This window comes from Salinibacillus kushneri, assembly GCF_900111405.1.
Classification (GTDB): domain Bacteria; phylum Bacillota; class Bacilli; order Bacillales; family Alkalibacillaceae; genus Salinibacillus; species Salinibacillus kushneri.
On the sequence record NZ_FOHJ01000006.1, the window covers coordinates 165079 to 189795 of the forward strand.

Sequence of the window (24717 nt, forward strand, 5' to 3'; positions counted from 1 at the left end):
TTTAGCTTTACTACGATTAAAGAGAAAAAAGGTTTCAAACTGCTTATTTTTCTTAAATAATATTAACAGAAATTTACTATTGTCAACCCTTAACATCTATTAAACTACAACCCTTAAGTCCGGTAGATTAGATTATATCAAATAATAATATCCTCATTAACCTTCATGTAATTATAACAAAAGCCCATTTTTCGTTATCTTTGATTTTATGATTGGAAAAATGTATAATCCTTGTTAAAATTAATATGCATATTACCCATTGATTTAGTCGGGATTATGGAAGAGGTGAAGCTATGTCCTATCTTCATATAGAAAATGTAAACAAATCCTTTCAACGCAATACCAAACGTTCAGAAGACACAATACAAGCGTTGCAAACGATTAATTTATCTATCCATAATGGAGAATTTGTCTCTCTGTTAGGAACGTCAGGATGTGGAAAGTCCACCCTTTTATCCATGATTGCAGGTCTATCAAAACCATCATCAGGATCTATATCCTTAGCAGGAAATGAAATAAAGGAGCCAGGTCCTGATAAAAGTGTGGTTTTTCAAGAGCCTGCCTTATTTCCATGGATGTCTGTTAAAGAGAACGTAACCTTTCCACTTCGTCAAAAAATGAATAAGAAAGATCAGGAAAACATTGCCCTCCATTATTTACAAATGGTGCAGCTTAGTCAATTTGCGAATCAATATCCCCATGAGCTATCAGGGGGTATGCAGCAGCGCGTCGCGATTGCAAGAGCACTGGCAATGGACGCTAACTTACTTTTAATGGATGAACCCTTTGGAGCACTCGATGAACAAACTCGTACTGTCATGCAGGATGAATTAGAAAAAATCTGGATGGAAACACAAAAAACCATCGTATTTGTCACTCACAGTATTCGGGAGGCTGTAAAACTATCAGATCGAATCATGATTATGAGTGCAAGACCAGGCACTATTATTTCAGACTTTAAAGTAGATTTAAAACGTCCACGACAGCAAAAAGATTTAGCTTTATTAGAAGAAGAGATTATGGCTATTTTGAAAAAGGAAATTGATAATGTCATGAAAGAGGAGTTACAATATGCCAATCATCGTTAAACGGATTATTTTTTATGTCTGTCTGATTCTTCTTTGGCAGGGAATTGTCATGCTTGGTATATGGCCCGAATCAATGGTTCCTGGACCACTTGCCGTTGTGAATGAGATTTATGCTGGTTTTGCCGATATGACACTTGTTTATGATATTGTGGGCAGTTTTAAACATTTAATTATTGGTCTTATCATTTCTTTAATTATCGGAACTCTCATGGGTGTTCTTTTAGCAACGGTTAAATCAGCAGATGAAACATTGGGAAGTATGATTTTAGCCTTACAAAGTGTCCCAAGTATAGTATGGGTTCCACTTGCTATTATTTGGTTTGGTTTTACAGAGGCATCCATTATTTTTGTCGTTATTATTGGCGGTACATTTGTTATGGCAATGAATATGCGGATTGGAATTAAAAACGTTTCCCCTATCTTTTTAAAAGCCGCACGTACTATGGGGTCAAAGGGATTCGATTTATTTTTTAAAATCATTATTCCAGCTTCCATCCCTCACGCTGTAACTGGTGTTCGATTAGCGTGGGCGTTCAGCTGGCGTGCATTAATGGCGGCAGAAATGCTAAGTACAGGACCCGGACTTGGCTATACACTAAGCTACGCGTCAGACTTTAACAATATGGCTCTTGTTATTGGAATTATCATTATTATTGGTGTGATTGGCTCTGTGGTCGATCAACTGGTGTTCCAACGGATTGAAAATAAAGTGCTAAAACGTTGGGGTATGGAAAATTAAATTAACTTTACAACAAGAGAGGAGAATGAAATTGAAAAAATATCTAGGATTCATCATTTTAGGAAGTATGCTGTTGCTAGCAGCATGTGGCAGTAACAACAGCAGTTCATCTGACAAAGAGCAAACGGTGACCATTGGTTATTTCCCTAATTTAAATCACGCACCTGCAATGGTAGCCAAACAAAAGGAAATGTATGAGGATCATCTCGGTGAAAATGTGAATGTGGAATATCGTACGTTCCCGGATGGATCAACCTTTATGAAAGCACTCGCAACAGATGAAATTCAAGGGGGAATTGTTGGTCCTGGTCCAGCGATTAATAACTTTATTTCCGGTGTAGATGTACAAATCATAGGAGCCAGTTCTACAGGTGGAACGGTCATTGTCTCCCGTGAAGGGAGCGGGATTAAATCATGGGAGGACATAGAAGGCAAAACCTTCATCTCTCCAAGAGTTGGCTGTACCCATGATGTGCAATTTGAAACATTTATGAAGGATAAAGGAATTACCTCTGAACGAATCGGAGGGTCTATGAAGCATGTAACAGGTGAGCCTGCAAATTATCAATCGATGTTTGAAAATGAAAGTGTTGATGTAGCAACTGCTCCAGAACCGTGGGCATCTGTCCTTGAAAAGGAAGCAAATGCAAATGTTGTTGTTCCTACTAGTGAGGTTGCCTTCGGAGAAACGTTACCGGCTGCTGTATTTGTTACCAGCTCTGACATGGCAGAAAACAATGGTGATTTAATTCAAAAAATGATGGATGCTCATAAAGAAGCCGTCTCTTACATCCAGGATAACCCTGATGAAGCTGTCGATATAACGATTGAGGGCATTAAAGATATTACCGGTCAGGAATTAGAAAAAAGCGTAATAGAGAATGCATGGACACGTACAAACTTTACCTATAAAGTTGACGAAAATGTCATTAAGGAATTCGGTAATGCTTCCTATGACTTACAATTCCTTAAGGAAAAACCTGATTTTGAAGGATTTGTAAATCAAAGCTTTATTAACTAATATAGACTAAAAAAAGCCAGGAATTATCCATTGATAATCCCTGGCTTTTTGCCTTTTCAGGAAGATAAGGAAACTTCATCATCAACTGGTGCATCATCCATAACTCGAACGAACTGACCCTTATTATACGGATATCCAGATTCAGTAATTTTGACTCTGACCAGCTTCCCAATCATCTCTTCACGAGCTTCTAGTTTTACCTTTAAATAATTATCTGTGTATCCCACAAAAATATTGCTGTTGTCTGAATCCTCTTTTGAGCGCTCTTCAGGAATCACTTCCAGTACTTCTCCTTCATATCCAGAGGCATATTCCTTTGCTAATTGATTGGATAATTCAATCAAGCGATGAACACGTTCATGTTTTATTTCATCATCCACTTGATCTTTCATACGAGCTGCAGGTGTACCAGTACGCTTGGAAAATGGGAATACGTGTAATTCAGAATAACCGATTTCTTTAACAAAATTATACGTTTCCATAAACTCTTCTTCGGTTTCTCCAGGGAAGCCAACAATAACATCAGAAGTAATCGCAAGGCCAGGAAGAGCCCTTTTAATTTTATCAATTCTTTGTTTATAAAAATCAGTGGTATATTTTCTGCGCATTCTCTTTAGAACAGTATCTGAACCTGCCTGCAAAGGAATGTGCAAGTGACGTACAATTTTTTTCGATTTGTCTAACACATCAATTACTTCATCGGTAATCTGACTTGCTTCAATAGAAGAAATCCGAATACGTTTCAATCCATGTACTTTACTTTCCAAATCACGTAGGAGCTGAGCGAAGTTATAGTCCTTCATATCCTCGCCATAACCTGCCGTATGAATTCCCGTTAAGACAATCTCCTTATAACCTGCATTCACAAGTTGTTGTGCTTGTTTTAATACATCTTCTGGCTTACGTGAGCGTAATAAACCACGGGCCCATGGAATAATACAGAACGTACAGAAGTTATTACAGCCTTCCTGGATTTTAAGTGAGGCACGTGTGCGATCAGTAAACGCAGGTACATCCATCTCTTCAAATTCACGCGTCTTCATAATCTTTTGTACACCATTAATTGGCTGACGCGTTTTCTTGTATTCTTCTATGTAATCAATCATCTTTTTACGATCCTGTGTACCTACGATAACATCCACACCTGGAATCTCCATAATTTCACCGGGAGACGTTTGAGCATAACACCCTGTTACACAAACAACGGCATCTGGATTTTTACGAACGGCTCGACGAATCGTTTGTCGGCTTTTTTTATCACCAGTATTTGTCACGGTACACGTATTAATAACATAAACATCTGATTTTCGATCAAAATCCACTCGTTCATAACCATTTTCCTTAAAAAAATTCCAAATGCCTTCCGTTTCATAATGATTCACTTTACATCCCAGTGTATGAAAAGCTACAGTTGGCATAACCATCACCTCAATTCTTCAAATTGGTACGACATTACAGAAAGGAAATACAATGGAGCCGTTTCTGTTCGCAAAATCCTCGGTCCAAAGCGTGTAAAGTCAAATTCCTCTTTCATAAGCTGTTCCAATTCTTGCTGTGAGAATCCTCCTTCAGGGCCAACCACAGTGAGAACGTGCTCATCTGGCTGGATTTTCTTAATAATATTCCCTAAAAGAGTCGGTGAATCCTTTTTTGCCTCTCCTTCACTTGCTACAATTAAATGATCAAAATAATGCGCACTCTGCAGGAGTTCTTTAAAACTTTTGATATCTTCAATGCTTGGAATCGTTGTTCGATGAGATTGTTCACTAGCTTCCTTAGCAATTTTTTCTAATCGCTTTATCTTTTTGTCAGCCTTCTTTTGATCCCATTTTACAACGGAACGATCTCCCTTAAAAGGGATGAAGGAATAGGCCCCTAGCTCTGTTCCCTTTTGAACGATTAAATCAAGTTTATCCCCTTTTGGTAAGGCTTGAGCAATCGAAATATTGACAGGCATATCTTTTTGTTCATTTAACCATTTCACTATCTTACTGGTAATTTCATTTACTGAAACGTCCACAATTTCACACAGGGCTGCTTTTCCCTTTGGGTGGTTGCAAATAATGTGATCTTCCTTTTTCATCCGCATCACATTGGAAATGTGGTGAGCGTCATCATCTTTTAAAATAACCTTTTCTTCAGTCCATCCAGACTCTGGAACAAAGTATCGCTGCACAATACCCTACCTACTTTCACTCAGAAGGTTTTTTTGCTACGAATGATATCCAATCTTCCATTTGATTCGTTTCTACAATTTCAAATCCCAATGACTCTAAATTATTTTTTACATCCTCTTTTTTTCCTTGAATGATACCTGATGTAATAAAAATTCCACCAGGTTTAAGAAGCTGGTAAGCATCTTGTGTAAATTGAACAATAATTTCAGCTAAAATATTGGAAACGATGACGTCAGCCTCTACATCAACACCATTTAACAAATCATTTTGCTTGGCTTCAATTTGATGATGAACTTTATTAAGTTTAGCATTGATTGTGGTGCTCTTAACAGCTATATCATCTAAATCATAAGCATAAACCTGCTTAGCTCCAAATAAAACAGAAGAAATACTTAAAACACCTGAGCCAGATCCTACATCTAATAGGATATCATCCTGTTGAACATATTGTTCGAGCGCTTGCAGACTTAAAACCGTTGTAGGATGTGTCCCTGTACCGAAAGCCATACCAGGGTCTAATTCGATAATGATTTCATCACTTTCAACTGGTTTATAGTCTTCCCAGGTAGGGATGATCGTCACTTTTTCAGATATTTTCACTGGCTTATAGTACTTTTTCCAGGCCGTTGCCCATTCTTCTTCGTTTATTTCGCTAATCGTTACTTTATTTTTCCCAATATCAATATCAAATTGAATGAGATTATTAATGGCTTGTTTAATTTGCTCAACGGTCTCTCCAAGGAAACTATTTACAGGCAAATAAGCTTTCACATAAACGCCTTCTTCAGGATAATCGTCTGGATTAAGTTCAAAGACTTCACCATACCTCGAATCATGATCTTTTACTAAATCATACGCATCTTCAATGACTACACCACTGGCTCCAATCTCATGTAAAATATTCGAGATGGGTTCAATTGCCTCATTCGTCGTATGGATGCAGATTTCAGACCACTTCACAAGTAATCAACTCACTTTTCCCTAATTTTGCTTTTTACAACAAACCAACCCTTATCAACTCGTTTTAAGCCTCACCTTTAAAAGCTCGCTTCATCCGTTGAAAAATATTGTCCTGTTGTTCGTCTGTTGCCTCATTGCCACTAATTTCATTAAATTCACGAAGCAATTCTTTTTGTCGATCACTTAAATTCTTAGGTGTAATCACGCGTACTTTAATATGCTGATCACCTTGGCCTCTTCCATGAACGTTTGGTGCCCCTTTCCCTCTTAAACGGAAATAAGTTCCTGTTTGCGTACCAGCCGGAACCTTCAATTTCACTTTACCATGAACAGTTGGGACTTCCAGTTCATCTCCTAAAGCAGCTTGTGCAAACGTTAAAGGCAGTTCACAGCGTATATCATCTCCATCACGCTCAAAAAACTCATGTGACTGGACTCTGGCCACTACGAAAAGGTCACCAGCAGGCCCACCATTTACTCCTGGTTCTCCATGACCTGCAACACGAATTTGCTGACCATTGTCAATACCAGCTGGAATGGAAATATGAATCTTCTTATGAGTTTTTACCTTACCGGAACCGCCACAAGTACGGCATTTATCTTTAATAATTTTTCCGGTACCTTCACAATAATGACAAACCCGACGATTGACAACACGACCAAACGGTGTGTTTTGCTCCTGGTTTAACTGACCTGAACCATTACAGTGAGAGCATGTTTCAGGATGACTGCCAGCCTTGGCACCCGTACCGTTACAAGTATCACAGGTTTCCTCTTTAGGGATTTGAATATCTGTTTCTTTACCAAAAATAGCTTCTTCAAAGGTTAAGTCCATGGTGTACTGAAGATCTGCACCTTGTCTAGGTGCATTCGGATCGCGACGTCTTCCGCCACCGAAGAACATATCAAAAATATCACCAAATCCACCAAAATCTTCGGCACCAAAACCACCGAAACCACCCTGGCCAGCTCCACCATTAGCACCTGCATGGCCGAACTGATCATATTGAGCTCTCTTTTGCTGATCACTTAATACTTCATAAGCTTCTTTTACTTCTTTAAACTTTTCGGATGCATTCTCTTCTTTACTTACGTCTGGATGATATTTTCTTGCAAGTTTTCGGTATGCCTTTTTAATATCATCCTTAGAGGCATCTTTAGATACCCCAAGTACTTCATAATAATCTCGTTTACTCACTTGCCAATCACTCTCCCGACTCTTCTCACATAAAGTTTATCATAACATTCTAGTAAATGATGCGCAATCTGCCAATCATCTAGTTTTTTACATAACCGATATATGGCGTAACGTTTAAAAAGCCAAAGCCAAGATATCCCCTGACTTTGACTTTTTAACTAAATACAGTGTTTAAATAGAATCTTTTATCGTCTTAGACTTATTTATTCTGATTATCGTCGTTAACTTCTTCATAATCTGCGTCTACAACATCATCGCCTGATCCACCAGCAGTACCTTGATCGCCTGCTTCACCTTGTTGAGCTTGTGCTTGTTGTTGAGCCTGCTCGTAAAGTTTAACAGAAAGGTTTTGAACCTGCTCTTCTAATGCTTCTTTCTTAGCTTTAATATCTTCTATGTCTTCACCTTCAAGTGCTTTTTTCAAGGCTTCTTTTGCATCTTCTGCTTTTTGTTTCTCTTCATCTGTAACTTGTTCGCCTAAGTCTTTAATGGTTTTATCAGTTGTGAAGACGAGTTGATCTGCTTCATTACGAAGATCAATTTCTTCACGGCGTTTTTTATCTTCTTCTGCATTTTCTTCTGCTTCTTGAACCATACGATCTACTTCGTCATCGGAGAGACCAGAAGAAGATTTAATCGTAATAGATTGTTCTTTATTTGTACCCTTATCCTTCGCACGAACATTAACAATACCATTTGCATCAATATCAAAGCTTACTTCAATTTGTGGTACTCCACGTGGAGCTGGTGGAATATCGGTTAATTGGAAACGGCCAAGTGTTTTATTATCTTGAGCCATTTCTCTTTCACCTTGTAATACGTGAATATCAACAGCTGTCTGGTTGTCAGCAGCAGTAGAGAAAACTTGAGACTCACTAGTTGGAATCGTTGTATTGCGTTCGATTAGTTTTGTAGTCACACCACCCATAGTCTCAATACCTAAGGAAAGTGGAGTTACGTCTAATAGAACTACGTCATTCACATCTCCTTGAAGCACTCCACCTTGAATAGCTGCACCAAGTGCTACTACTTCATCAGGGTTTACTCCTTTAGAAGGATCTTTACCGATTTCCTTACGAAGGACCTCTTGTACAGCTGGGATACGAGTAGAACCACCAACAAGAATAACTTGATCGATATCATTTGCACTCATATCTGCATCCTGTAAAGCACGGCGTGTAGGTCCCATAGTACGTTCTACTAAATCATTGGAAAGCTCCTCAAATTTGGCGCGTGTCATGTTCATTTCCAAGTGTAGTGGACCAGCGTCACCAGCCGTAATAAATGGCAAGGAAATTTGTGTCTGACTTACACCGGATAATTCTTTCTTCGCTTTTTCAGCAGCATCTTTTAAGCGTTGTTGAGCCATTTTATCTTGGGATAGGTCAATACCATTTTCTTTCTTGAATTCTGCAACCATATGATCGATGATAACCTGGTCAAAGTCGTCACCACCAAGGCGATTGTCACCTGCAGTTGAAACCACTTCAAAAGTACCGTCGCCGATATCCAGGATGGAAACGTCAAAAGTACCTCCACCAAGGTCATATACTAACACGGTTTGATCTTTGTCTTGATCAATTCCGTAAGCTAATGCAGCTGCTGTTGGTTCGTTTATAATTCGCTCAACTTCAAGACCTGCGATTTTACCTGCATCTTTTGTTGCTTGACGTTCTGCATCGTTGAAATAAGCAGGTACGGTAATAACAGCTTTTTCTACTGTATCCCCTAGGTAATCTTCAGCATAAGATTTTAGATGCTGCAGAATAATAGCTGAAATTTCCTGAGGTGTATATTCTTTGCCTTCAATTTCAACTTTATAATCTGTACCCATATGGCGTTTAATCGAAATAATCGTGTTTTCATTGGTGATTGCCTGACGCTTAGCAACTTCCCCTACTTGTCTTTCACCATTTTTAAACGCAACAACAGATGGAGTTGTACGATTACCTTCAGGGTTTGGAATTACTTTTGCTTCATCGCCTTCCATAACGGCAACACAAGAGTTTGTTGTACCTAAATCGATACCAATAATCTTACTCATAATCATTCTTCCTCCTTTTAATCTATTTATGTAGTTTAGTTATTGGTTTACCTTTACCATTGCTGGACGAATTACACGATCTTTTAATAAATACCCTTTTTGTAAAACTTCCGTAACGGTGTTGGATTCTTTTTCTTCATCTGAATCTTGCATAACAGCTTGATGTAGATTAGGGTCAAAAGGCTGTCCTTCTGCCTTTATCTCTTCAACCCCAGCTTTTTCTACAGCAGAAAGGAGCTGGCGATAAATCATATTCATACCCTCGACAAAATTCTCCATCGCCTCTTCATTAGTGTCTGTCTGTAAAGCACGCTCAAAGTTATCTAAAATAGGCAAAAGATCTGTGACCACATCTTGTGATTTATACTTAAGATCATTTTCCCGTTCTTTTTTTGCGCGACGCTTATAATTGTCGAAGTCAGCTTGTACTCTTATTAGCTTTTGATATATATCTTCTTTCTCTTTCTTTAAAGCTTCTAATTCTTCTTTTTCTTGAGGTTGGTTATCTTCTGTTTCTTCAGCTTGAGAATCTTTCTCTTCCGCTTCTTTTTCCTGGTTGTTTTCTTCAGGCTGTGCTTCTTCTTGTTCTTCCATTTCTTCAAAGACTTCTTCTTTATTTTCTTCGCTCATCTCTGTCACCTCTCTTTCCCTTAAACAAAATAACCGTTTAAGAATATATCATGAAATAATCAAGATTTAAAGAACAAAGCATAGGTTCTCAAAATTTTGCTCTTAGCTATTTATTCAAAAAAGATGGATGGGGGAAATACACAAAATTCCCCATCTATTATCTATTACCTAATCTAATAATTTTGATACCAGGCCCTAAAGGTTTTACTCATCTGTCCGGAAAGAACGTTTAGTAATGAAACAACCTTTGAATAATCCATTCGTGTTGGACCTAATAAAGCAATTGTCCCCATGTGCTCCTCACCTAAAGTATAGGAGGCTGTAATTAAACTGCAGTCCTTCATTGCTTCAATTTCATTTTCATGTCCTATGACAACATTAACCCCGTGATCTTGAGATCTGAGTAAAGGAGCAATTTCCCGCTCTTTTTCAATTGCTGAAAACAAATCCCTTACTTTATCAATATTCTTAAACTCTGGTTGATTCATAATGTTTGTCCGGCCGCTCACATACAACTTCGTTGGCTGTTCACTAAATAATGCAGCCTGAATATAATCATAGGTTTTCCTGAAGTTGTTAGTGTGCTTCTTCAATAATGTCACCACTTCACTCTCAATCTTCTGATTCAATTTATATATGGGGACACCCTGAAGTTTTTCATTTAAAATATTAACCGTTTTTTCAATTTCTGAAGGATCTAATTCGACAGGAATTGTAAATGAGCGATGTTCTACGTGTCCTGTATTGGTTACCAGAATAGCTACTGCTGAGTGCGTATTTAATGGTAAAATCTGCAGCTGCTTTAATTCTGTTTCAAATACTTCTGGCCCTAAAATAATAGATGTATAATTTGTTAAATCTGAAAGAATTTGTGCAGATTTATTCACTACCCGTTCAAATTCCATCAACTGTTCACCAAACATCGCTTGAATTCGCTTAATGTCCTGTCTGGATAGCGAAAATGGTGACATTAAGTGATCAACATAGAAACGGTATCCTTGTTCAGATGGTACTCGACCGGAAGAAGAATGGGTTTTCTCTAAAAATCCTAATTCCTCTAAATCAGCCATTTCATTACGTATAGTTGCAGAACTATACTTTACATCATTCCTTTTAGATATGGCCCTTGAACCAATCGGCTGAGCACTATGGATAAAATCATCAATAATCACTTGTAAGATAAGTAATTGACGTTCTGTAAGCAAGATGATCACCTCTGTTAGCACTCCGTGTTATCGAGTGCTAATTCTAATAATAACTTATCAAACGGATATAGGATTGTCAATAATCAAGGATCAGCTTAGGTCAAGAAAAACCATAAACAGTATTAACTGATAATAACATCCTTATCAAGTAGAAAGGATGCAAACACTTCATTTCCAAACAACCTCCCCTGAGGTGTGAGCTTCACGGCATCTTGCGCTTCTACTAACCAGCCTTTCTGTTTTAGCTGGTCGATTTCTTCATGATAAAGATTCTTCATTGTGATTCCATATTTTCTGTAAAATGCTGACTTTGATACCCCTTGAGATTTTCGCAGCCCCAGAAACATTTCTTCCTCAATTTGTTCTTTCTTTGTGATCATTTCCTCATGTAAAACCGGTTTTTCATCCTTCATTAGACTATCAATATAATGATTTACAGGGCGCAAGTTGACAAGACGTTTACCATTGATATACCCATGAGCCCCTGCTCCAAATCCAAAGTAATAAGCATTATCCCAATAAACCAGATTATGCTGGCTTTCATAGCCAGGCTTTCCAAAATTACTAATCTCATAATGATACAAGCCATGATTTTCCATTTTATTCACAAGACTTTCATACATATCTGCCTCTACATCCTCAGGCGGCTTGCTTAATTTACCTTTCTTATACCGGATATAAAAAACCGTTTTTGGTTCAATTTGCAGAGCATATGCTGAATAGTGCGGTAATTGATAGTCCAGTGCAGCCTGTAATGTTTTCTCAAAATGCTCTAATGTCTGATTAGGTAACGCATAAATAAAGTCCATACTTATATTTGTTAATCCATTTGATTGTAAAGCTTGTACGGTCTGGTCAACATCACGTACTTGATGATTCCGATTTAATGTCTTTAAAAACTCATCATCCAGTACTTGAACGCCTAAAGATATACGATTAACTCCATAATCCTTTAGCATTTTCGCTTTTTCCTGAGAAAATTCACCGGGATTTGCTTCTACTGTGAACTCGTTACAACTGCTCACATCAAAATATTGATTCACAATCCTTAATAGTTTTTCAAATTGGGGATCAGACAAACTCGTAGGTGTTCCACCCCCTATATAAATGGTTTTTACATGACGCTTTTGTTCTCCAATATATAATTTAATCTCTTTTTGCAATGCGTCTAAATATTGATTGGCCAGAGATTCATTATAGTAAATCTTAGTGAAATCACAGTAATGACAAATCTCATGACAAAAAGGGATATGGATATATACAGATTGGACCACAGGCCTCACCCTTCTTTATAAGTTTTTATTGTCAGGCTTTAATAACCGGAACCTTATTGGATCCCGACCAGTCGCCTTCGCTTTTCTTTGTCCAGCTATGGCTCCTAGGTCCCGAGCAGACATAAGCATAATCCACTACGTGGCGAAATGCATGCCACTCCGTGAATTTTGCTTATGCAGTCGGACCTGTTCAGTCGCCTCCGCTTTTCTAATGTCCAGCTGCGGCTCCTAGGTCTGGGTGGATATAAGTCAAAGCCATTCCGTGGCATAACTCGTGCCACTCCATGTCTTCGGCTTATACCAACAGACCTAATCAGTCGCCTCCGCTTTTCTAATAAAAAGGAAAACCGCAAGAATTCATCCTGCGGCACCTTAATCAATTCATCAATCATCATCATCCATTTTTAACACAGACATAAAGGCTTCTTGAGGTATTTCTACTTTGCCGACCATTTTCATACGCTTTTTACCTTCTTTTTGTTTCTCAAGGAGCTTTCTCTTTCTGGAGATATCTCCTCCGTAACATTTAGAGAGTACATTTTTTCTCATCGCTTTAATGGTAGAACGTGCCACAATGTTATTTCCAATGGCCGCTTGAACTGGCACTTCGAACTGCTGTCTAGGTATAATCTTTTTCAGCTTTTCGACAATGCTTTTTCCTCGTTCATAAGCAAAATCACGGTGTACGATAAATGATAACGCATCGATTTTTTCTCCATTAAGAAGGATATCCATTTTAACCAGATTCGATGGTTTATAGCCCTTCAATTCATAGTCAAAGGATGCATACCCTTTCGTTTGGGACTTTAATTGATCGAAAAAGTCATAAACAATTTCCGATAAAGGAATATCATATACAATATTAACACGATTTTCGTCTAAATATTGCATATCGATAAATTCGCCACGCTTACCCTGGCAAATTTCCATAACAGGACCAACGAAATCATTTGGTACCATAATAGTAGCATTAACAAATGGCTCTCTAATCTCCGAAATTAATTGTGGATCAGGCATTAAGGAAGGGTTATCAATGATTTTTACTTCTTCATTCTCTACTTCCACTTCGTAAATTACACTTGGAGCCGTTGTAATTAAATCAATATTAAATTCCCGCTCAATTCTTTCCTGAATAATCTCCATATGAAGAAGCCCCAAAAAGCCGCAACGAAAACCAAAGCCTAATGCTTGGGAGGTCTCGGGCTCATACTGTAGCGAGGAATCATTTAATTCTAACCGTTCTAAGGCTTCACGCAAATCATTATAAGCATTTGAATCCACAGGAAATAGTCCACAATATACCATTGGATTTAACCGTTTATAACCAGGTAAAGGTTCACTAGCCGGATTTTCAGCCAGTGTAATGGTATCTCCTACCCGAGAGTCGCCTACGTTTTTAATTGATGCCGTTAAAAACCCTACATCTCCAACTGACAATCTATCTTTAGGAACAGGATTCGGGTTAAATACACCAAGTTCGTTCACCTCAAATTCTTTACCGTTGGCCATCATTTGAATCTTATCGCCAACCTTGATGCTCCCCTCTTTTACAGTTATATAACATATTACACCTCGATACGAGTCATATAACGAATCGAAAATAAGTCCTTTTAGAGGCTCTTCCGGATCTCCTTCCGGGGCAGGGATATCTTCAACAATCCGCTCTAATATTTCATCAATTCCGATTCCTGACTTAGCTGAAGCTAATATGGCATCATCCGCATCAATTCCGATCACATCTTCAATTTCCTGTTTAACCTTCTCTGTATCTGCACTTGGTAAATCAATTTTATTAATGACTGGAATAATTTCCAAATCATTGTCCATGGCTAAATACACATTAGCGAGGGTTTGAGCCTCGATACCTTGTGCAGCATCCACAACTAAAATAGCACCTTCACAGGCCGCTAAGCTTCGGGAAACTTCATATGTAAAATCTACGTGTCCAGGTGTGTCAATTAAATGAAACACATATTCCTCACCTGATTTTGACGTATATTGCAATTGAACAGCATTCAATTTGATGGTAATCCCTCGCTCACGTTCTAAATCCATACCATCCAGAAACTGCTCCTTCATTTCTCTTTGCGATAATGCTTTCGTTTTTTCTAAAATTCGATCTGCCAAGGTAGACTTACCATGGTCGATATGGGCAATAATCGAAAAGTTTCGTATGTTCTTTTGGTTTACGTTAGTCAAAATCCCATCACTCCTGTTTTTTGCAACCACAATGCTACGTTTGATTATAGCAATAGGACAGGAATCATTCAATCAAACATCATCTAAAAGGTCATTTTTCATTTAAATAGCCTATTATAACCGGTAAATAAAATCTGAAATTTGATAGGCCCCCGCTACTAATAAATTATAAAACCATTTCACGCTGCTTTCTAAGACAGATGCTATTTTCCCGGTTAATGAACTGCCTTGAATTTCCTGATAGGATTCCTTTTTTTCCTCTATCGACTTTTGCTCGAAGGATTGTCCCATCACCTCTACCTCATAGGAATCTTCCTGCTTATTTGATTCCAGTGCGTCATAGTTTTCTGTTTCATTTCCACTTAATTGATTCATTCCTGTACCAGCCTGATCAAACCCGACGATAACACCTACTAAAAATAAAATAACCATTAAAAAAAACATAAACGTAAACCGGACCATATTATCAGCTCCCCATTTGCTTTAATCTGCCAAATGCCATTCTAGTAACTCTATTAAAAATATATGTATATGTAATGAAAACTAGAACAGGGAAAATAGAACCAGGAAAAGTCGGAAAGGAAGAGTTTGGGACATAACAAAGTCGATCAACCCTAAAAAACGACCTAAGCAGAGGAAATATACGCAAGACTCCTCATAAAATACAGGCCCATTTTTCTTGAGTGATGGTGTCCATCGAATCGAAGCTTCCCTCATCCTTCTAGAGGAAGGCGCGGGTGAAATCCCAACTGAGTGTAGCTCAAGGAGGCTCACCAGCCGCCCGCGAAAACAGCCTTTATAAAAAACTTTATCCCAACATCTTCTTTTATCTGGTGAAATTCTCCTTATTTTCTTTTCGAACTGCCTCATGTAATGCCCCATTAATTCCTGAAGCTAATAAATGAGCTGTATCCGCTATAAATCCGTCAATTTCTTTTGGTGTCACCATTAAATTATGTCCTAACGGGGAAAGGACTTCTTTAATTAATTGGCGTTTCTCCTCTTCTGATAAATTTCCGACAACTCCTAAAAACGTTTGTCTTTTTTCCTCATCAGGTAAGTCTTCATCCGTAAACTTTTTCTTTTCTCCGAAAGTCAATCCAGCTGGCGTTAAAGCTTTAGAAGGATTGCCCTCTTCATTCATTTCCCGGCCAAAATGCTTTAATATGAAATCAATCGTATCACTAGTAATGGTTACAGCATCAACGACAGTGGGAATACCAATTGAAATAACCGGAATTCCTAATGTCTCTTCACTTAAATCCTTCCGTTTATTTCCCACACCTGAGCCTGGATGGATTCCAGTATCCGAAATCTGAATCGTAGCATTCACACGCTCAATGGATCTTGAAGCTAACGCATCGATTGCGATAACGAAATCCGGTTTAACTTTATTAATAACTCCAAAAATAATATCACTTGTCTCAATTCCCGTTACCCCCATCACTCCTGGTGAAAGGGCAGATACTGGGCGATAGCCCTCTGAAACATACTCTGGCTGAAGCTTAAATAAATGTTGTGTGATAAGTAAATCATCTATGGTATAAGGTCCTAAAGCATCTGGAGTCACATCTCGATTTCCTAAACCAACAATTAAACAGGATGCGTTGTTATCAATATTTCGTTTCGCTAAATACCTTTCCAGTTCACGCGCCACAATATTGGCCGTGTCAGTCTGCATTTGTGTATCCTGTGTACGAATACTTTGAGTTTCTAATGTTAAATAAGATCCTGCCTTTTTCCCTATCGCTTTTGATCCTTCTTCATCTATCTCTACATAAGTGATTTTCATATCATCTTCTTCACGTTCTTTAACTTTTACACCTTTTATATCTTCTGTTTCCTGTTCTGTATCTTTTTGTTCCACAACCATTTCTCTTGCCTCGATAGCAAGATCTGTCCGTACTTTATATAATTCCTCATTATTTTTCATCCATCGTCCCTCCATTCATTAACTCATGGTTTCCAAATCAAATCTGTCTTATACGATAGAAGTCCTGAATAAACCGCCGTTCTTTTCTTACCATACGACAAGGTGAATTTCTTTACATGAGCTATTGAAAACTTGTCTACGCTCTGGTAAAATGGCTTTTGTTAAACTATCAGAGTTTCTTTGATAAAGGACGATAGGTTTACTTAACAAAGTAACTGAAATAACGTATACTTCTTCAGGAGGTGAAACAAATGGCAAATATTAAATCAGCTATTAAACGTGTAAGAATTAATGAAGAAGCACGCAACCATAATCAAAGTTTTAAAACTGAAATGCGCTCTTCCATTAAACGTGTTGAAGAACTCGTTAACCAGAAGAATGAAGAAGACGCCAAAGCTGCTTTAAAAGAAGCAACTCAAAATATTGATAAAGCAGTACAAAAAGGTATTATCCATAAAAATAATGGAAACCGTAAAAAAGCAGCTCTAGCAAAGAAAATTAACGAGCTAGGTGCTTAAGAAAAGCGAAGGCGACTGATTAGGTCTGGTGGTATAAGCCGAAGACATGGAGTGGCACAGGTTATGCCACGGAATGGCTTTGGCTTATGTCCACCCAGACCTAGGAGCCGTAGCTGGACAAAGAAAAGCGAAGGCGACTGATCAGGCCCGACTGCATAAGCACAATTCACGGAGTGGCACGCTTTTGGCCACATAGTGGATTGTGCTTATGTCTGTTTGGACCTAGGAGCCGTAGCTAGACAAAAAAGCGGAGGCGACTGATAATACAGCGTCAATCCTAAATAAAAAGAGCCTTCCGACAATTAGCGGAAAGGCTCTTTTTATTTAGCCATTCATTTAAGCTTACCCATTTACTCTTTTCTCCATAAAACGATATAACAATAATTCGAATGCCAATTCTTTCTCCATCTCACCTGTTTTCATTTGTTCATCTGTGTTAGTCAGTAGATTCATCATTTCATAAAGTTGCTCCACACTAAAATAACGTTCTCGATCAAGGGCCATTTTTATAGCATATGGGTGAGCCTTAATTTGTTTATCCATTTGCTGCTTCGTATAACCTTTGTTTTTCATTAGCTTACAATGGAGAATCAACCGTATCTGAGAAGCCAGAAGAGCGACTAGAGCAATTGGTTCTTCATTTCGCATTGTGAGATCTTTAAAAACGGAAATAGCTTCTGTAATATCTTTTTTCATTAAAGCATCAATCATTTTAAATGCGGATGATTCTGTATGCCTTGAAACTAACTTTTCTACAATTTCTCTCGTAATTGGCTCCCCTTCATGAACATATAAGGAAAATTTTTCTAACTCTTTTTGGACTGCCATTAACTCTGTACCAACTTCTTCAATGAGCTTTTGACTTGCCTCAGGTTCAATATGTACGTTTAAATCTTTAGCCAGCATGTCAATCCAGCTTTTTAACTCATATTCCTTAGGAGAATCACATTTTACGACTCTTCCGGTATTTTTTAATTTCTTTATGATTTTTTTTCGTTCATCAATTTTCTCATAAGGAGCAATGAGAATGATATTTGTATAATCAACAGGATTTTCCAGGTAATTTTCCAGCACACTCAAATCATGCTCTACTTTCGTTTTATCAGGCTTCGCTTTAAAAAAAGAGGCATTTTTTAACACCAGAACCTTTCGATCACCGAAAAACGGAAAGGTTTCGGCATCCAAAATGGCTTCCTGTACAGGCGTTTCTTCCAGGTCAAAAGTATTAAAATTTAATCCCTGTTCAGGCTGTTCCTCTAACACAGAATGGATAATTTTATGTTGTAAATCCTGTATTAAATAGGATTCACTTCCAAATAATAAATAAAGAGGAATGTATTTAGCCTCTTTCAAAGATTTGACGGCTTCTACATAAGACATTTGCTTTTCACCTCAAAGTTATGCTTATCCTTTAAGTATAAAGAAATTTTATTTCCGTGGCTATAATAAAAGCTGAGAAAAATTTTCATGAAAAGAGTCTTTATGGTATGATAAAGAGGGAAATGGTGGTGGCCATTCCCCCCAAAATCTATATGAACGTCTAAATCACAGTCCCGGGAAACTGAAATTCAGACGATATTTGCTTACATAATTAGATTGTGTTTTCATGTATGGAATTATAGGTGTTAAGTGTTGACAAAACAGGAATTGGAAATGAATTGTGAACTTTTTTAAATCATATAGATTTTTCAGAGCTTTTTGCTTATACTAGGAAATGATATAGGAGGGGTAATCGTGAACGAGTTTGAAAAAAATGTTCAATCAAAAAACCATGATGTGATTGACTCCATCAAGGGATTCACCTTTTCATTTTTATTCTTTTTTATTATTTTCTTTATTGGTGTTATTTTTGAAGTTATTGGCGGATAAGAAGAGAGACTGTTTTATACAGTCTCTCTTTTTTCTATATTCGTATTTTATGGAAACATTGTCAAAAACGTTCCACTATTTTTAGCAAATCGATATTGAATAGCTCCGTTAAGATCAGTGCGAAGAATTTGAACTTGCTGTTGCTGGAGACGTTTAATCGTCTCAGGAGAAGGATGACCATATAAGTTATGTTCTCCTACTGAGATAATTGCATATTCAGGCTGCAGACTCTGCAAAAAGGAATCAGATGTTGAATATTTACTTCCATGGTGACCCACTTTTAAAATATCAGCTTGTAATGACGGATATTTTTCCAGCATTTTTCTCTCGCCTTCTGACCCAATATCTCCCGTAAACAAAAAAGTTCTGCCCCCGAATTCCGTATATAAAACAATGGATTGCTGGTTTTGATTTAACTCTGAATTACCCTGTTTATGTGGATATAAAACATGAAAAGAATACTTACCAATATTCAAATTCATATCACTTGTTAATACGGTATGTTTTGAATAAGCTTTTGGCGACAAAAATTCCTTATAAGCCGGGTTCGTATATAAATGCTGAATTTGAAAATTTTCCACTAAATACGGATAACTTCCGAAATGGTCCTGATCAAAGTGAGTAATAACAAGATGATCAATCGTTGTAATTCCCCTGGACCATAAAAAGGGTTTTATCGCATACTCTGCTGTTGGATTCATCTTTTCATCTTTATTATTAAGTGACATTTCTTTAGCTGCATCAATCATCATAATGCCCTTACGATTCGGTAATTCTATAATAAATGTATCCCCTTGACCTACATCAAGCACTGTAACAGTACCCTTATTGTCAAGATAAGGTGCCAATTGTTCAGCTATAAGGAGCATAACTAAAAATGATGATGTAATTAACGCCCGTTTTCGCCGATTATTCTCAAGAAGCTTCATAAACATAAATAGACCCACATAATAACTCATAACAGTAATAAGAGAAATCTTCCCAATTATCCATAGTAATTGAGCATCTTTTACATAGTGAAATATAGAAAAAAGGAGAGGTTCGTGTAATCTGGTGAAATAAAAGTCAATCGGAGCAGTGAAAATAGGTGGAAGCCATGAAAATAGAACAGCAAGTAAGGAGAGCGGAATCACAATAGCTGAAAAATAGGGAACAAAAAATAAATTAGCAAAAAGGGATAAGGGACTGATATAATAAAAATTCCATAATTGAAGTGGTATTATCGCTAGTTGACTAATAAAACTTATGTAAATACTACTCCAAAAAAAAGAGGGAAGACGGGAAAGAATTCCTTTAGATAAAATAAGAGCAAAGGTAACAATAAATGAAAATTGAAATCCTAATTGGTAAAGTAATAATGGATTATGAAGAAGTAAAAGAAGTGCTGTCATACTTACAACATCTGTAAGAGGCCATCTACGTCCCATTATCGAAAAAATAAACAATACCTCTGCCATCAAAACGGCTCTCAAAACAGGCGGATTGCCATTGGCAAAAAGAGCATAAACTGGAAGGAAAATCATTAAGATATATTTGCTTTTTTCAATTGAGATCTTACAAAAACGATTTAGAAAACTGTAGAAAAAGAAAATAATTAACCCTACATGAAGCCCGGAAATAGCCAATAAGTGCGACAAGTTCCAATTCTGAAACTCCTGTATCATTTCCTCTGAAAGAAGGTCTTTATCACCAAATATTAAAGCCTGAATCCAATGATACGTTACAGGACGATATCTCTCTTCTAAATGTTGTAAAAGGTTATCTTTTACTTGAAATGAATAGGCAAGCCAGTCCCTTCCCTCACATTGAATTTCTGACTGATCAACGTTCATTTGGACGTATATGCCCATGGCCTTCAAATAGGACCGATAGTCAAAAGCTCCAGGATTTCTTGCCTGTCGTGGTAACTGAAGTCTTCCTGTTACTTTACAATTTCCTCCATGCTGAAATGAAAGTACATGGTTAGAATTAGTTTGCCCACTATTAACGTTAACCATAATCTTTTCATTGGTGTGGTTTTCATTAAGGGTAAAAGAAATGTAGTCTTCCTTTATTTCTGGGTTCGAAGTAATCATTCCCTGAATAGTAGAGTGGTCCTGAGGCGAATCATCTTCCCAAATGGCGGATTCAAATGAAGGCAGGAGGGAGAAATAAATAAGGACTATAGAGGAAATGAAAAAAAACAGCCAGGATCCAGGTTTTTCCTTATATCTCATGTAATAGAAAATCAGAAAAGCCCCTAATCCCAGCCATCCCCATAAAAATTGATTCCATATTGAAAATACGGCGATTAATAATATATAATGCCATTTCCCTTTCAACATGTTTCACCTATTTCCTTAGTTGAGAGTGGTAAATAACTGATAAGCCTCATCACGCAGATCATTTATTTCCTCTTCAGCTACACCAGAAGCCTCCAGCTTTTCTAAAAGCTTAGATAGGTAACGAACTTTTTCCTGTGCTTTTGTGTCGATGTTCAAATATTCAAGTTCCACTTTTACTACTTCAACACCAGTCTCTTTAAATAATTCAAGCGCATACGGATGATTATGGTAATCTTTAGCATAAAAAACACGTTTAATACCACCCTGAATAATGGCTTTAGAGCATTGTAAACAGGGAAAATGGGTAACATAAAGCTCAGAACCCTCAGTAGGCACACCAAATTTAGCACATTGTAATAAGGCATTTACTTCTGCATGTACAGTTCGAACACAATGACCATCAATTACATAGCAGCCTTCATCTATACAATGGACACTCCCGGAAACACTACCGTTGTAACCGCCAGCAATAATTCGTTTATCTCTAACAATCGTAGCGCCTACAGCTAATCGTTCACATGTACTTCGTAATGCAAGTAAGTGGCTTTGAGCCATAAAATATTGATCCCAGGCAATTCTATTCAATCGTATCCCACCTTACTAAATAGTTAATCTATTCTCTATAAGTACTGTTTTTATAAGTTTACCTATTCTTAAGGCTACGTGCAATTACGGAACCAGAATTTGATCCTTAAGGTTTTCTATAGTTTTTTCACCAATACCTGAAACATTAACCAAATCCTCCTCATTCTGAAATAACCCGTGGTCCTCTCGATACTGGATTATAGCTTCAGCTTTTGCCTCACCAATTCCTTTTAATTGCATCAACTCCTCTGCCGAAGCCTGGTTGATACGTATTTTATCATTTTTGGCCTGCTTGAGTTGTTTACTGTCCCTGTCCTCATTTGCTTCAAGAACGACTATGGCCATTTCATCATAAACCCGTTCAGCTAAATTAACTGAGAGCGGATCTGCTTTTTCTGAAAGACCGCCCGCTAAGGAAATTACATCATTTACTCTGGAATCGGCACTTAATTCATACACACCCGGTTTTTGAACAGCTCCTTTTATATCGACCATAATCAAATCTTTAGTCTCTTCTTCAGCAGCTGTTATGGAATCCTTTTCCTGTTCGGATTCCAAATCCATATCAGAATTAACATTTTCCTTTTGCACAACACTCATATCGCTTTGATTATTGCTAGTAAAAATTACAATCAAAATAAATATGACAAGTATACTCCCTAACCATAATTTCCATAATAGTTGTTTATTTACTTTCATATTTATTCAGGACCTCTTTTCATAAAAAATGTTTTAAAATCATACAAATAGAATAGACAATAGGGTGTAAAGGAGGGTTCGGATATGAAATGGGGAGTTATCGGAACAGGAAACATGGGAAGTGTACTCATTGATGCATGGTTAACAAGCGGGGTTATAGAACAAGAGGATTTATGGATTCATAATCGTACATTATCTAAAGCTTTTGATATTGCCGATCACTATCCTTCCATTCATGTTTCTACAACAGCTGAAAATGTCATTAAACAAACCGATGTTATCTATATTTGTGTTAAACCATTACAAGTCATCCCTTTACTAAAACAAATCCATAAATATTTACGCCCTGAACAGTGTATAGTGTCCATTACAAGTCCAATTTCTGTTGAAGAGTTGAATGAGTTGGTTCCATGTCAGACAGCAAGAATAATACCCAGTATTACCAACAGAGCCTTGCAAGGGGCAACATTATTGACTTTCCCTGAAGATATTCAGGAAACGATGAAAGCCTATCTTATTCAAAGCTGCAAGCTGTTTTCAGTTCCTGTTGAAATAGATGAACCGATAACAAGAGTTTCGTCCGACATCGTGTCATGTGGTCCGGCGTTTTTCAGTTATCTAATCCAATCGTTTATTCAAGGGGCAAATGACTACGCAAACTTAGATAAAGAAAAAGGAATGATTTTTGCTGAACAAATGATTGTGGGATTCGGAAAGTTAATTGAAGAAGGGCATTATTCATTAAGAAGTCTGCAGGAAAAAGTAACAGTAAAGGGTGGAGTAACTGGTGAGGGACTTAAAGTGTTAGAGAAAGAGGTCGGGGATTTATTTCATCAAGTCTTCCAGGCAACTCACGATAAGTATTATCTTGATCGAGATAAGGTTGAAAAACAAATTCCTAATGGATAAATTCGACATCCACAAAGCAAATCCTTTATTCTTTTTAAAAAAGTTATTCTTAAAGTTTAATGGCACTTGGATTATAATATTCCAAGTGCCTATTTATTGTTTATATTTTTCTTCCCAGAATGATTACATCCCTCTTCTTTCCATCTAGTTCCGCAATGTTAGGTAACTGACCCCACTTTTCAAAATGGAAATGGGTAAACAGTCGTAAACTCTCATGATTATGTGCAAAAATAAAGGCTAAAAGCGTATCTATTTCAAGCTGTGGACAGGCATTTATCAACTTTCTTAGTATATCTTTGCCTATCCCTTTTCCTCTAAAGCCTTGATCAATATATATACTCACCTCAGCAGTAGCATCATATGCTGGTCTGCCGGAAAAAGATTGAAAGCTGGCCCAGCCACAAATTTGCCCTTGATATTCTACGACCCATAACGGCCTTGTAAACCGATTATGTTCTTTAAACCAATCAATTCTTTCGTTTACCGATACAGGTTCAGTGTCTGCGGTGACCTTTCTGCTTGGGATTGTAGAATTATAAATATCTACAATGGCAGGCAAATCTTCCATCCCGGCATTTCTATATGTAATATTTTCTACCATTAGAACTCTCTCCCTATTTACTGCAAACAAAAAAGATTCGATCTCCCTGATTATCTAAACGATCAGTAAAAAAGTCACTATAAATTCCTAATACCTTAAAACCGGCCTTCTCTGCTGTTCTTTTATAAAATTCAATTGGGAATGTGCGCTGAACATGGTATTCATCATATCGTGCGTAGTCGTTATGCTCATTTTTAATAAAAAAAGTTAAATCATGCTCTACAGAGGAGGGAAAATCTCCTTGGTCGCAAAACCAGATATAGGAAACGTCATCCCGCACTTCGGCAAAGGTTTGATCGGCAAGTACTTCATGAACGTAGTTTTCGGAATGAACATCGAACATGAACAGACCATCATCATTTAGCTGCCAATATACCTTATTAAAGCTTGCTATTATATCTTCTTCCTCGACAATATAATTTATTACATCACAAAAGCTTATCGCTACGTCATATGGAACGGGGGTCTCTAACGACCGTATATCCTGTTTAACCCATGTTACATTTGTATTTTTATTTTGAGCCATAGCAAGCATATCTTCAGACAAATCCACCCCTGTAACATCAAACCCTATTGTATTCAGACGAAGAGAAATCTCGCCTGTTCCACATCCAATATCTAAAATGGACTTCGCATCTGGCCGGTGCTGCTTAATCATTTCAAGGGTAAAATGCACCCATAAATCATAAGGTGCCTCACTCATTAATTGATCATAGACTTGTGCAAATTTTTGATAGGACATTG

23 protein-coding genes are annotated in these 24717 nt (G+C 37.4%); 6 read left to right on the forward strand and 17 right to left on the reverse strand.

Going from position 1 to position 24717, the window contains the following annotated elements; translation table 11 throughout:
- Positions 1-293: 293 nt before the first annotated feature.
- The 3 genes from BMX63_RS10545 to BMX63_RS10555 are packed head-to-tail and all read left to right on the forward strand — an operon-like array spanning position 294 to position 2848.
- Positions 294-1088, forward strand: coding sequence for an ABC transporter ATP-binding protein (locus tag BMX63_RS10545; RefSeq protein WP_093135176.1), 795 nt, complete (start codon positions 294-296; stop codon positions 1086-1088).
- On the forward strand, positions 1072-1827 hold the full coding sequence (locus tag BMX63_RS10550; RefSeq protein WP_093135178.1) for an ABC transporter permease: 756 nt from the start codon (positions 1072-1074) through the stop codon (positions 1825-1827). Before BMX63_RS10545 ends, BMX63_RS10550 begins: the two co-directional genes overlap by 17 nt.
- 25 nt (positions 1828-1852) lie before the next feature.
- Positions 1853-2848, forward strand: coding sequence for an aliphatic sulfonate ABC transporter substrate-binding protein (locus BMX63_RS10555; RefSeq protein ID WP_093135181.1), 996 nt, complete (start codon positions 1853-1855; stop codon positions 2846-2848).
- Between the two features lie 56 nt (positions 2849-2904).
- Here BMX63_RS10555 and mtaB read toward each other — a convergent pair whose 3' ends face one another.
- The 11 genes from mtaB to gpr all read right to left on the reverse strand — a co-directional run bounded on the left by mtaB (position 2905) and on the right by gpr (position 16468).
- A complete protein-coding gene (gene mtaB / locus BMX63_RS10560) occupies positions 2905-4266 on the reverse strand; it encodes a tRNA (N(6)-L-threonylcarbamoyladenosine(37)-C(2))-methylthiotransferase MtaB (RefSeq protein WP_093135184.1) in 1362 nt (453 codons plus the stop codon).
- Positions 4267-4271: 5 nt separating this feature from the next.
- The gene (locus tag BMX63_RS10565; protein ID WP_093135186.1) at positions 4272-5024 is read right to left on the reverse strand and encodes a 16S rRNA (uracil(1498)-N(3))-methyltransferase; all 753 of its coding nucleotides are present in this window, start codon (positions 5022-5024) and stop codon (positions 4272-4274) included.
- 16 nt (positions 5025-5040) lie between these two features.
- Complete coding sequence (gene prmA, locus BMX63_RS10570) at positions 5041-5985, reverse strand: 50S ribosomal protein L11 methyltransferase (protein ID WP_093135189.1); 945 nt, start codon at positions 5983-5985, stop codon at positions 5041-5043.
- 64 nt (positions 5986-6049) lie between these two features.
- Positions 6050-7183: a molecular chaperone DnaJ gene (gene dnaJ / locus BMX63_RS10575; RefSeq protein ID WP_093135191.1), complete on the reverse strand. Its 1134-nt coding sequence runs from the start codon at positions 7181-7183 to the stop codon at positions 6050-6052.
- Positions 7184-7382: 199 nt separating this feature from the next.
- Positions 7383-9227, reverse strand: a complete 1845-nt coding sequence (gene dnaK, locus BMX63_RS10580) for a molecular chaperone DnaK (protein WP_093135193.1) — start codon at positions 9225-9227, stop codon at positions 7383-7385.
- A 39-nt stretch (positions 9228-9266) separates the two neighbouring features.
- Complete coding sequence (grpE, locus tag BMX63_RS10585) at positions 9267-9857, reverse strand: nucleotide exchange factor GrpE (RefSeq protein WP_093135196.1); 591 nt, start codon at positions 9855-9857, stop codon at positions 9267-9269.
- A gap of 173 nt (positions 9858-10030) precedes the next feature.
- Complete coding sequence (gene hrcA, locus BMX63_RS10590) at positions 10031-11062, reverse strand: heat-inducible transcriptional repressor HrcA (RefSeq protein ID WP_093135198.1); 1032 nt, start codon at positions 11060-11062, stop codon at positions 10031-10033.
- Positions 11063-11184: 122 nt separating this feature from the next.
- On the reverse strand, positions 11185-12336 hold the full coding sequence (hemW, locus tag BMX63_RS10595; RefSeq protein WP_093135201.1) for a radical SAM family heme chaperone HemW: 1152 nt from the start codon (positions 12334-12336) through the stop codon (positions 11185-11187).
- Positions 12337-12720: 384 nt separating this feature from the next.
- Entirely contained in the window at positions 12721-14535 is a 1815-nt protein-coding gene (lepA, locus tag BMX63_RS10600) for a translation elongation factor 4 (RefSeq protein WP_093135203.1), read from the reverse strand.
- A 114-nt stretch (positions 14536-14649) separates the two neighbouring features.
- Positions 14650-14997 carry a DUF3679 domain-containing protein gene (locus BMX63_RS10605; RefSeq protein ID WP_093135206.1) on the reverse strand — a complete coding sequence of 116 codons (348 nt, stop codon included), beginning with the start codon at positions 14995-14997 and terminating at the stop codon, positions 14650-14652.
- A 364-nt stretch (positions 14998-15361) separates the two neighbouring features.
- Positions 15362-16468 (reverse strand): GPR endopeptidase, encoded by a 1107-nt coding sequence (gpr, locus tag BMX63_RS10610; RefSeq protein ID WP_093135209.1) that lies wholly within the window; start codon positions 16466-16468, stop codon positions 15362-15364.
- 251 nt (positions 16469-16719) lie between these two features.
- Between gpr and rpsT the strand changes: the two genes are divergently transcribed.
- Positions 16720-16986, forward strand: a complete 267-nt coding sequence (gene rpsT, locus BMX63_RS10615; protein ID WP_093135212.1) for a 30S ribosomal protein S20 — start codon at positions 16720-16722, stop codon at positions 16984-16986.
- Between the two features lie 342 nt (positions 16987-17328).
- Here the strand turns inward: rpsT and holA are convergent, their stop codons facing one another.
- Positions 17329-18366: a DNA polymerase III subunit delta gene (gene holA, locus BMX63_RS10620; RefSeq protein WP_093135214.1), complete on the reverse strand. Its 1038-nt coding sequence runs from the start codon at positions 18364-18366 to the stop codon at positions 17329-17331.
- A 354-nt stretch (positions 18367-18720) separates the two neighbouring features.
- Between holA and BMX63_RS10625 the strand changes: the two genes are divergently transcribed.
- On the forward strand, positions 18721-18855 hold the full coding sequence (locus BMX63_RS10625) for a YqzM family protein (protein ID WP_093135217.1): 135 nt from the start codon (positions 18721-18723) through the stop codon (positions 18853-18855).
- 47 nt (positions 18856-18902) lie between these two features.
- Here the strand turns inward: BMX63_RS10625 and BMX63_RS10630 are convergent, their stop codons facing one another.
- The 3 genes from BMX63_RS10630 to BMX63_RS10640 form a co-directional block, all read right to left on the reverse strand.
- Complete coding sequence (locus BMX63_RS10630) at positions 18903-21176, reverse strand: DNA internalization-related competence protein ComEC/Rec2 (protein ID WP_177167265.1); 2274 nt, start codon at positions 21174-21176, stop codon at positions 18903-18905.
- Between the two features lie 18 nt (positions 21177-21194).
- Positions 21195-21764 (reverse strand): ComE operon protein 2, encoded by a 570-nt coding sequence (locus BMX63_RS10635; protein ID WP_093135222.1) that lies wholly within the window; start codon positions 21762-21764, stop codon positions 21195-21197.
- Positions 21765-21848: 84 nt separating this feature from the next.
- Positions 21849-22463, reverse strand: a complete 615-nt coding sequence (locus BMX63_RS10640) for a helix-hairpin-helix domain-containing protein (protein ID WP_093135225.1) — start codon at positions 22461-22463, stop codon at positions 21849-21851.
- 84 nt (positions 22464-22547) lie between these two features.
- Between BMX63_RS10640 and comER the strand changes: the two genes are divergently transcribed.
- Complete coding sequence (gene comER, locus BMX63_RS10645; RefSeq protein ID WP_093135228.1) at positions 22548-23372, forward strand: late competence protein ComER; 825 nt, start codon at positions 22548-22550, stop codon at positions 23370-23372.
- A gap of 100 nt (positions 23373-23472) precedes the next feature.
- On the opposite strand, the gene BMX63_RS10650 is transcribed toward comER, so the two are convergent.
- Entirely contained in the window at positions 23473-23973 is a 501-nt protein-coding gene (locus BMX63_RS10650; RefSeq protein WP_093135230.1) for a GNAT family N-acetyltransferase, read from the reverse strand.
- A gap of 13 nt (positions 23974-23986) precedes the next feature.
- Entirely contained in the window at positions 23987-24715 is a 729-nt protein-coding gene (locus BMX63_RS10655; protein WP_093135234.1) for a class I SAM-dependent DNA methyltransferase, read from the reverse strand.
- Between the last annotated feature and the right edge of the window lie 2 nt (positions 24716-24717).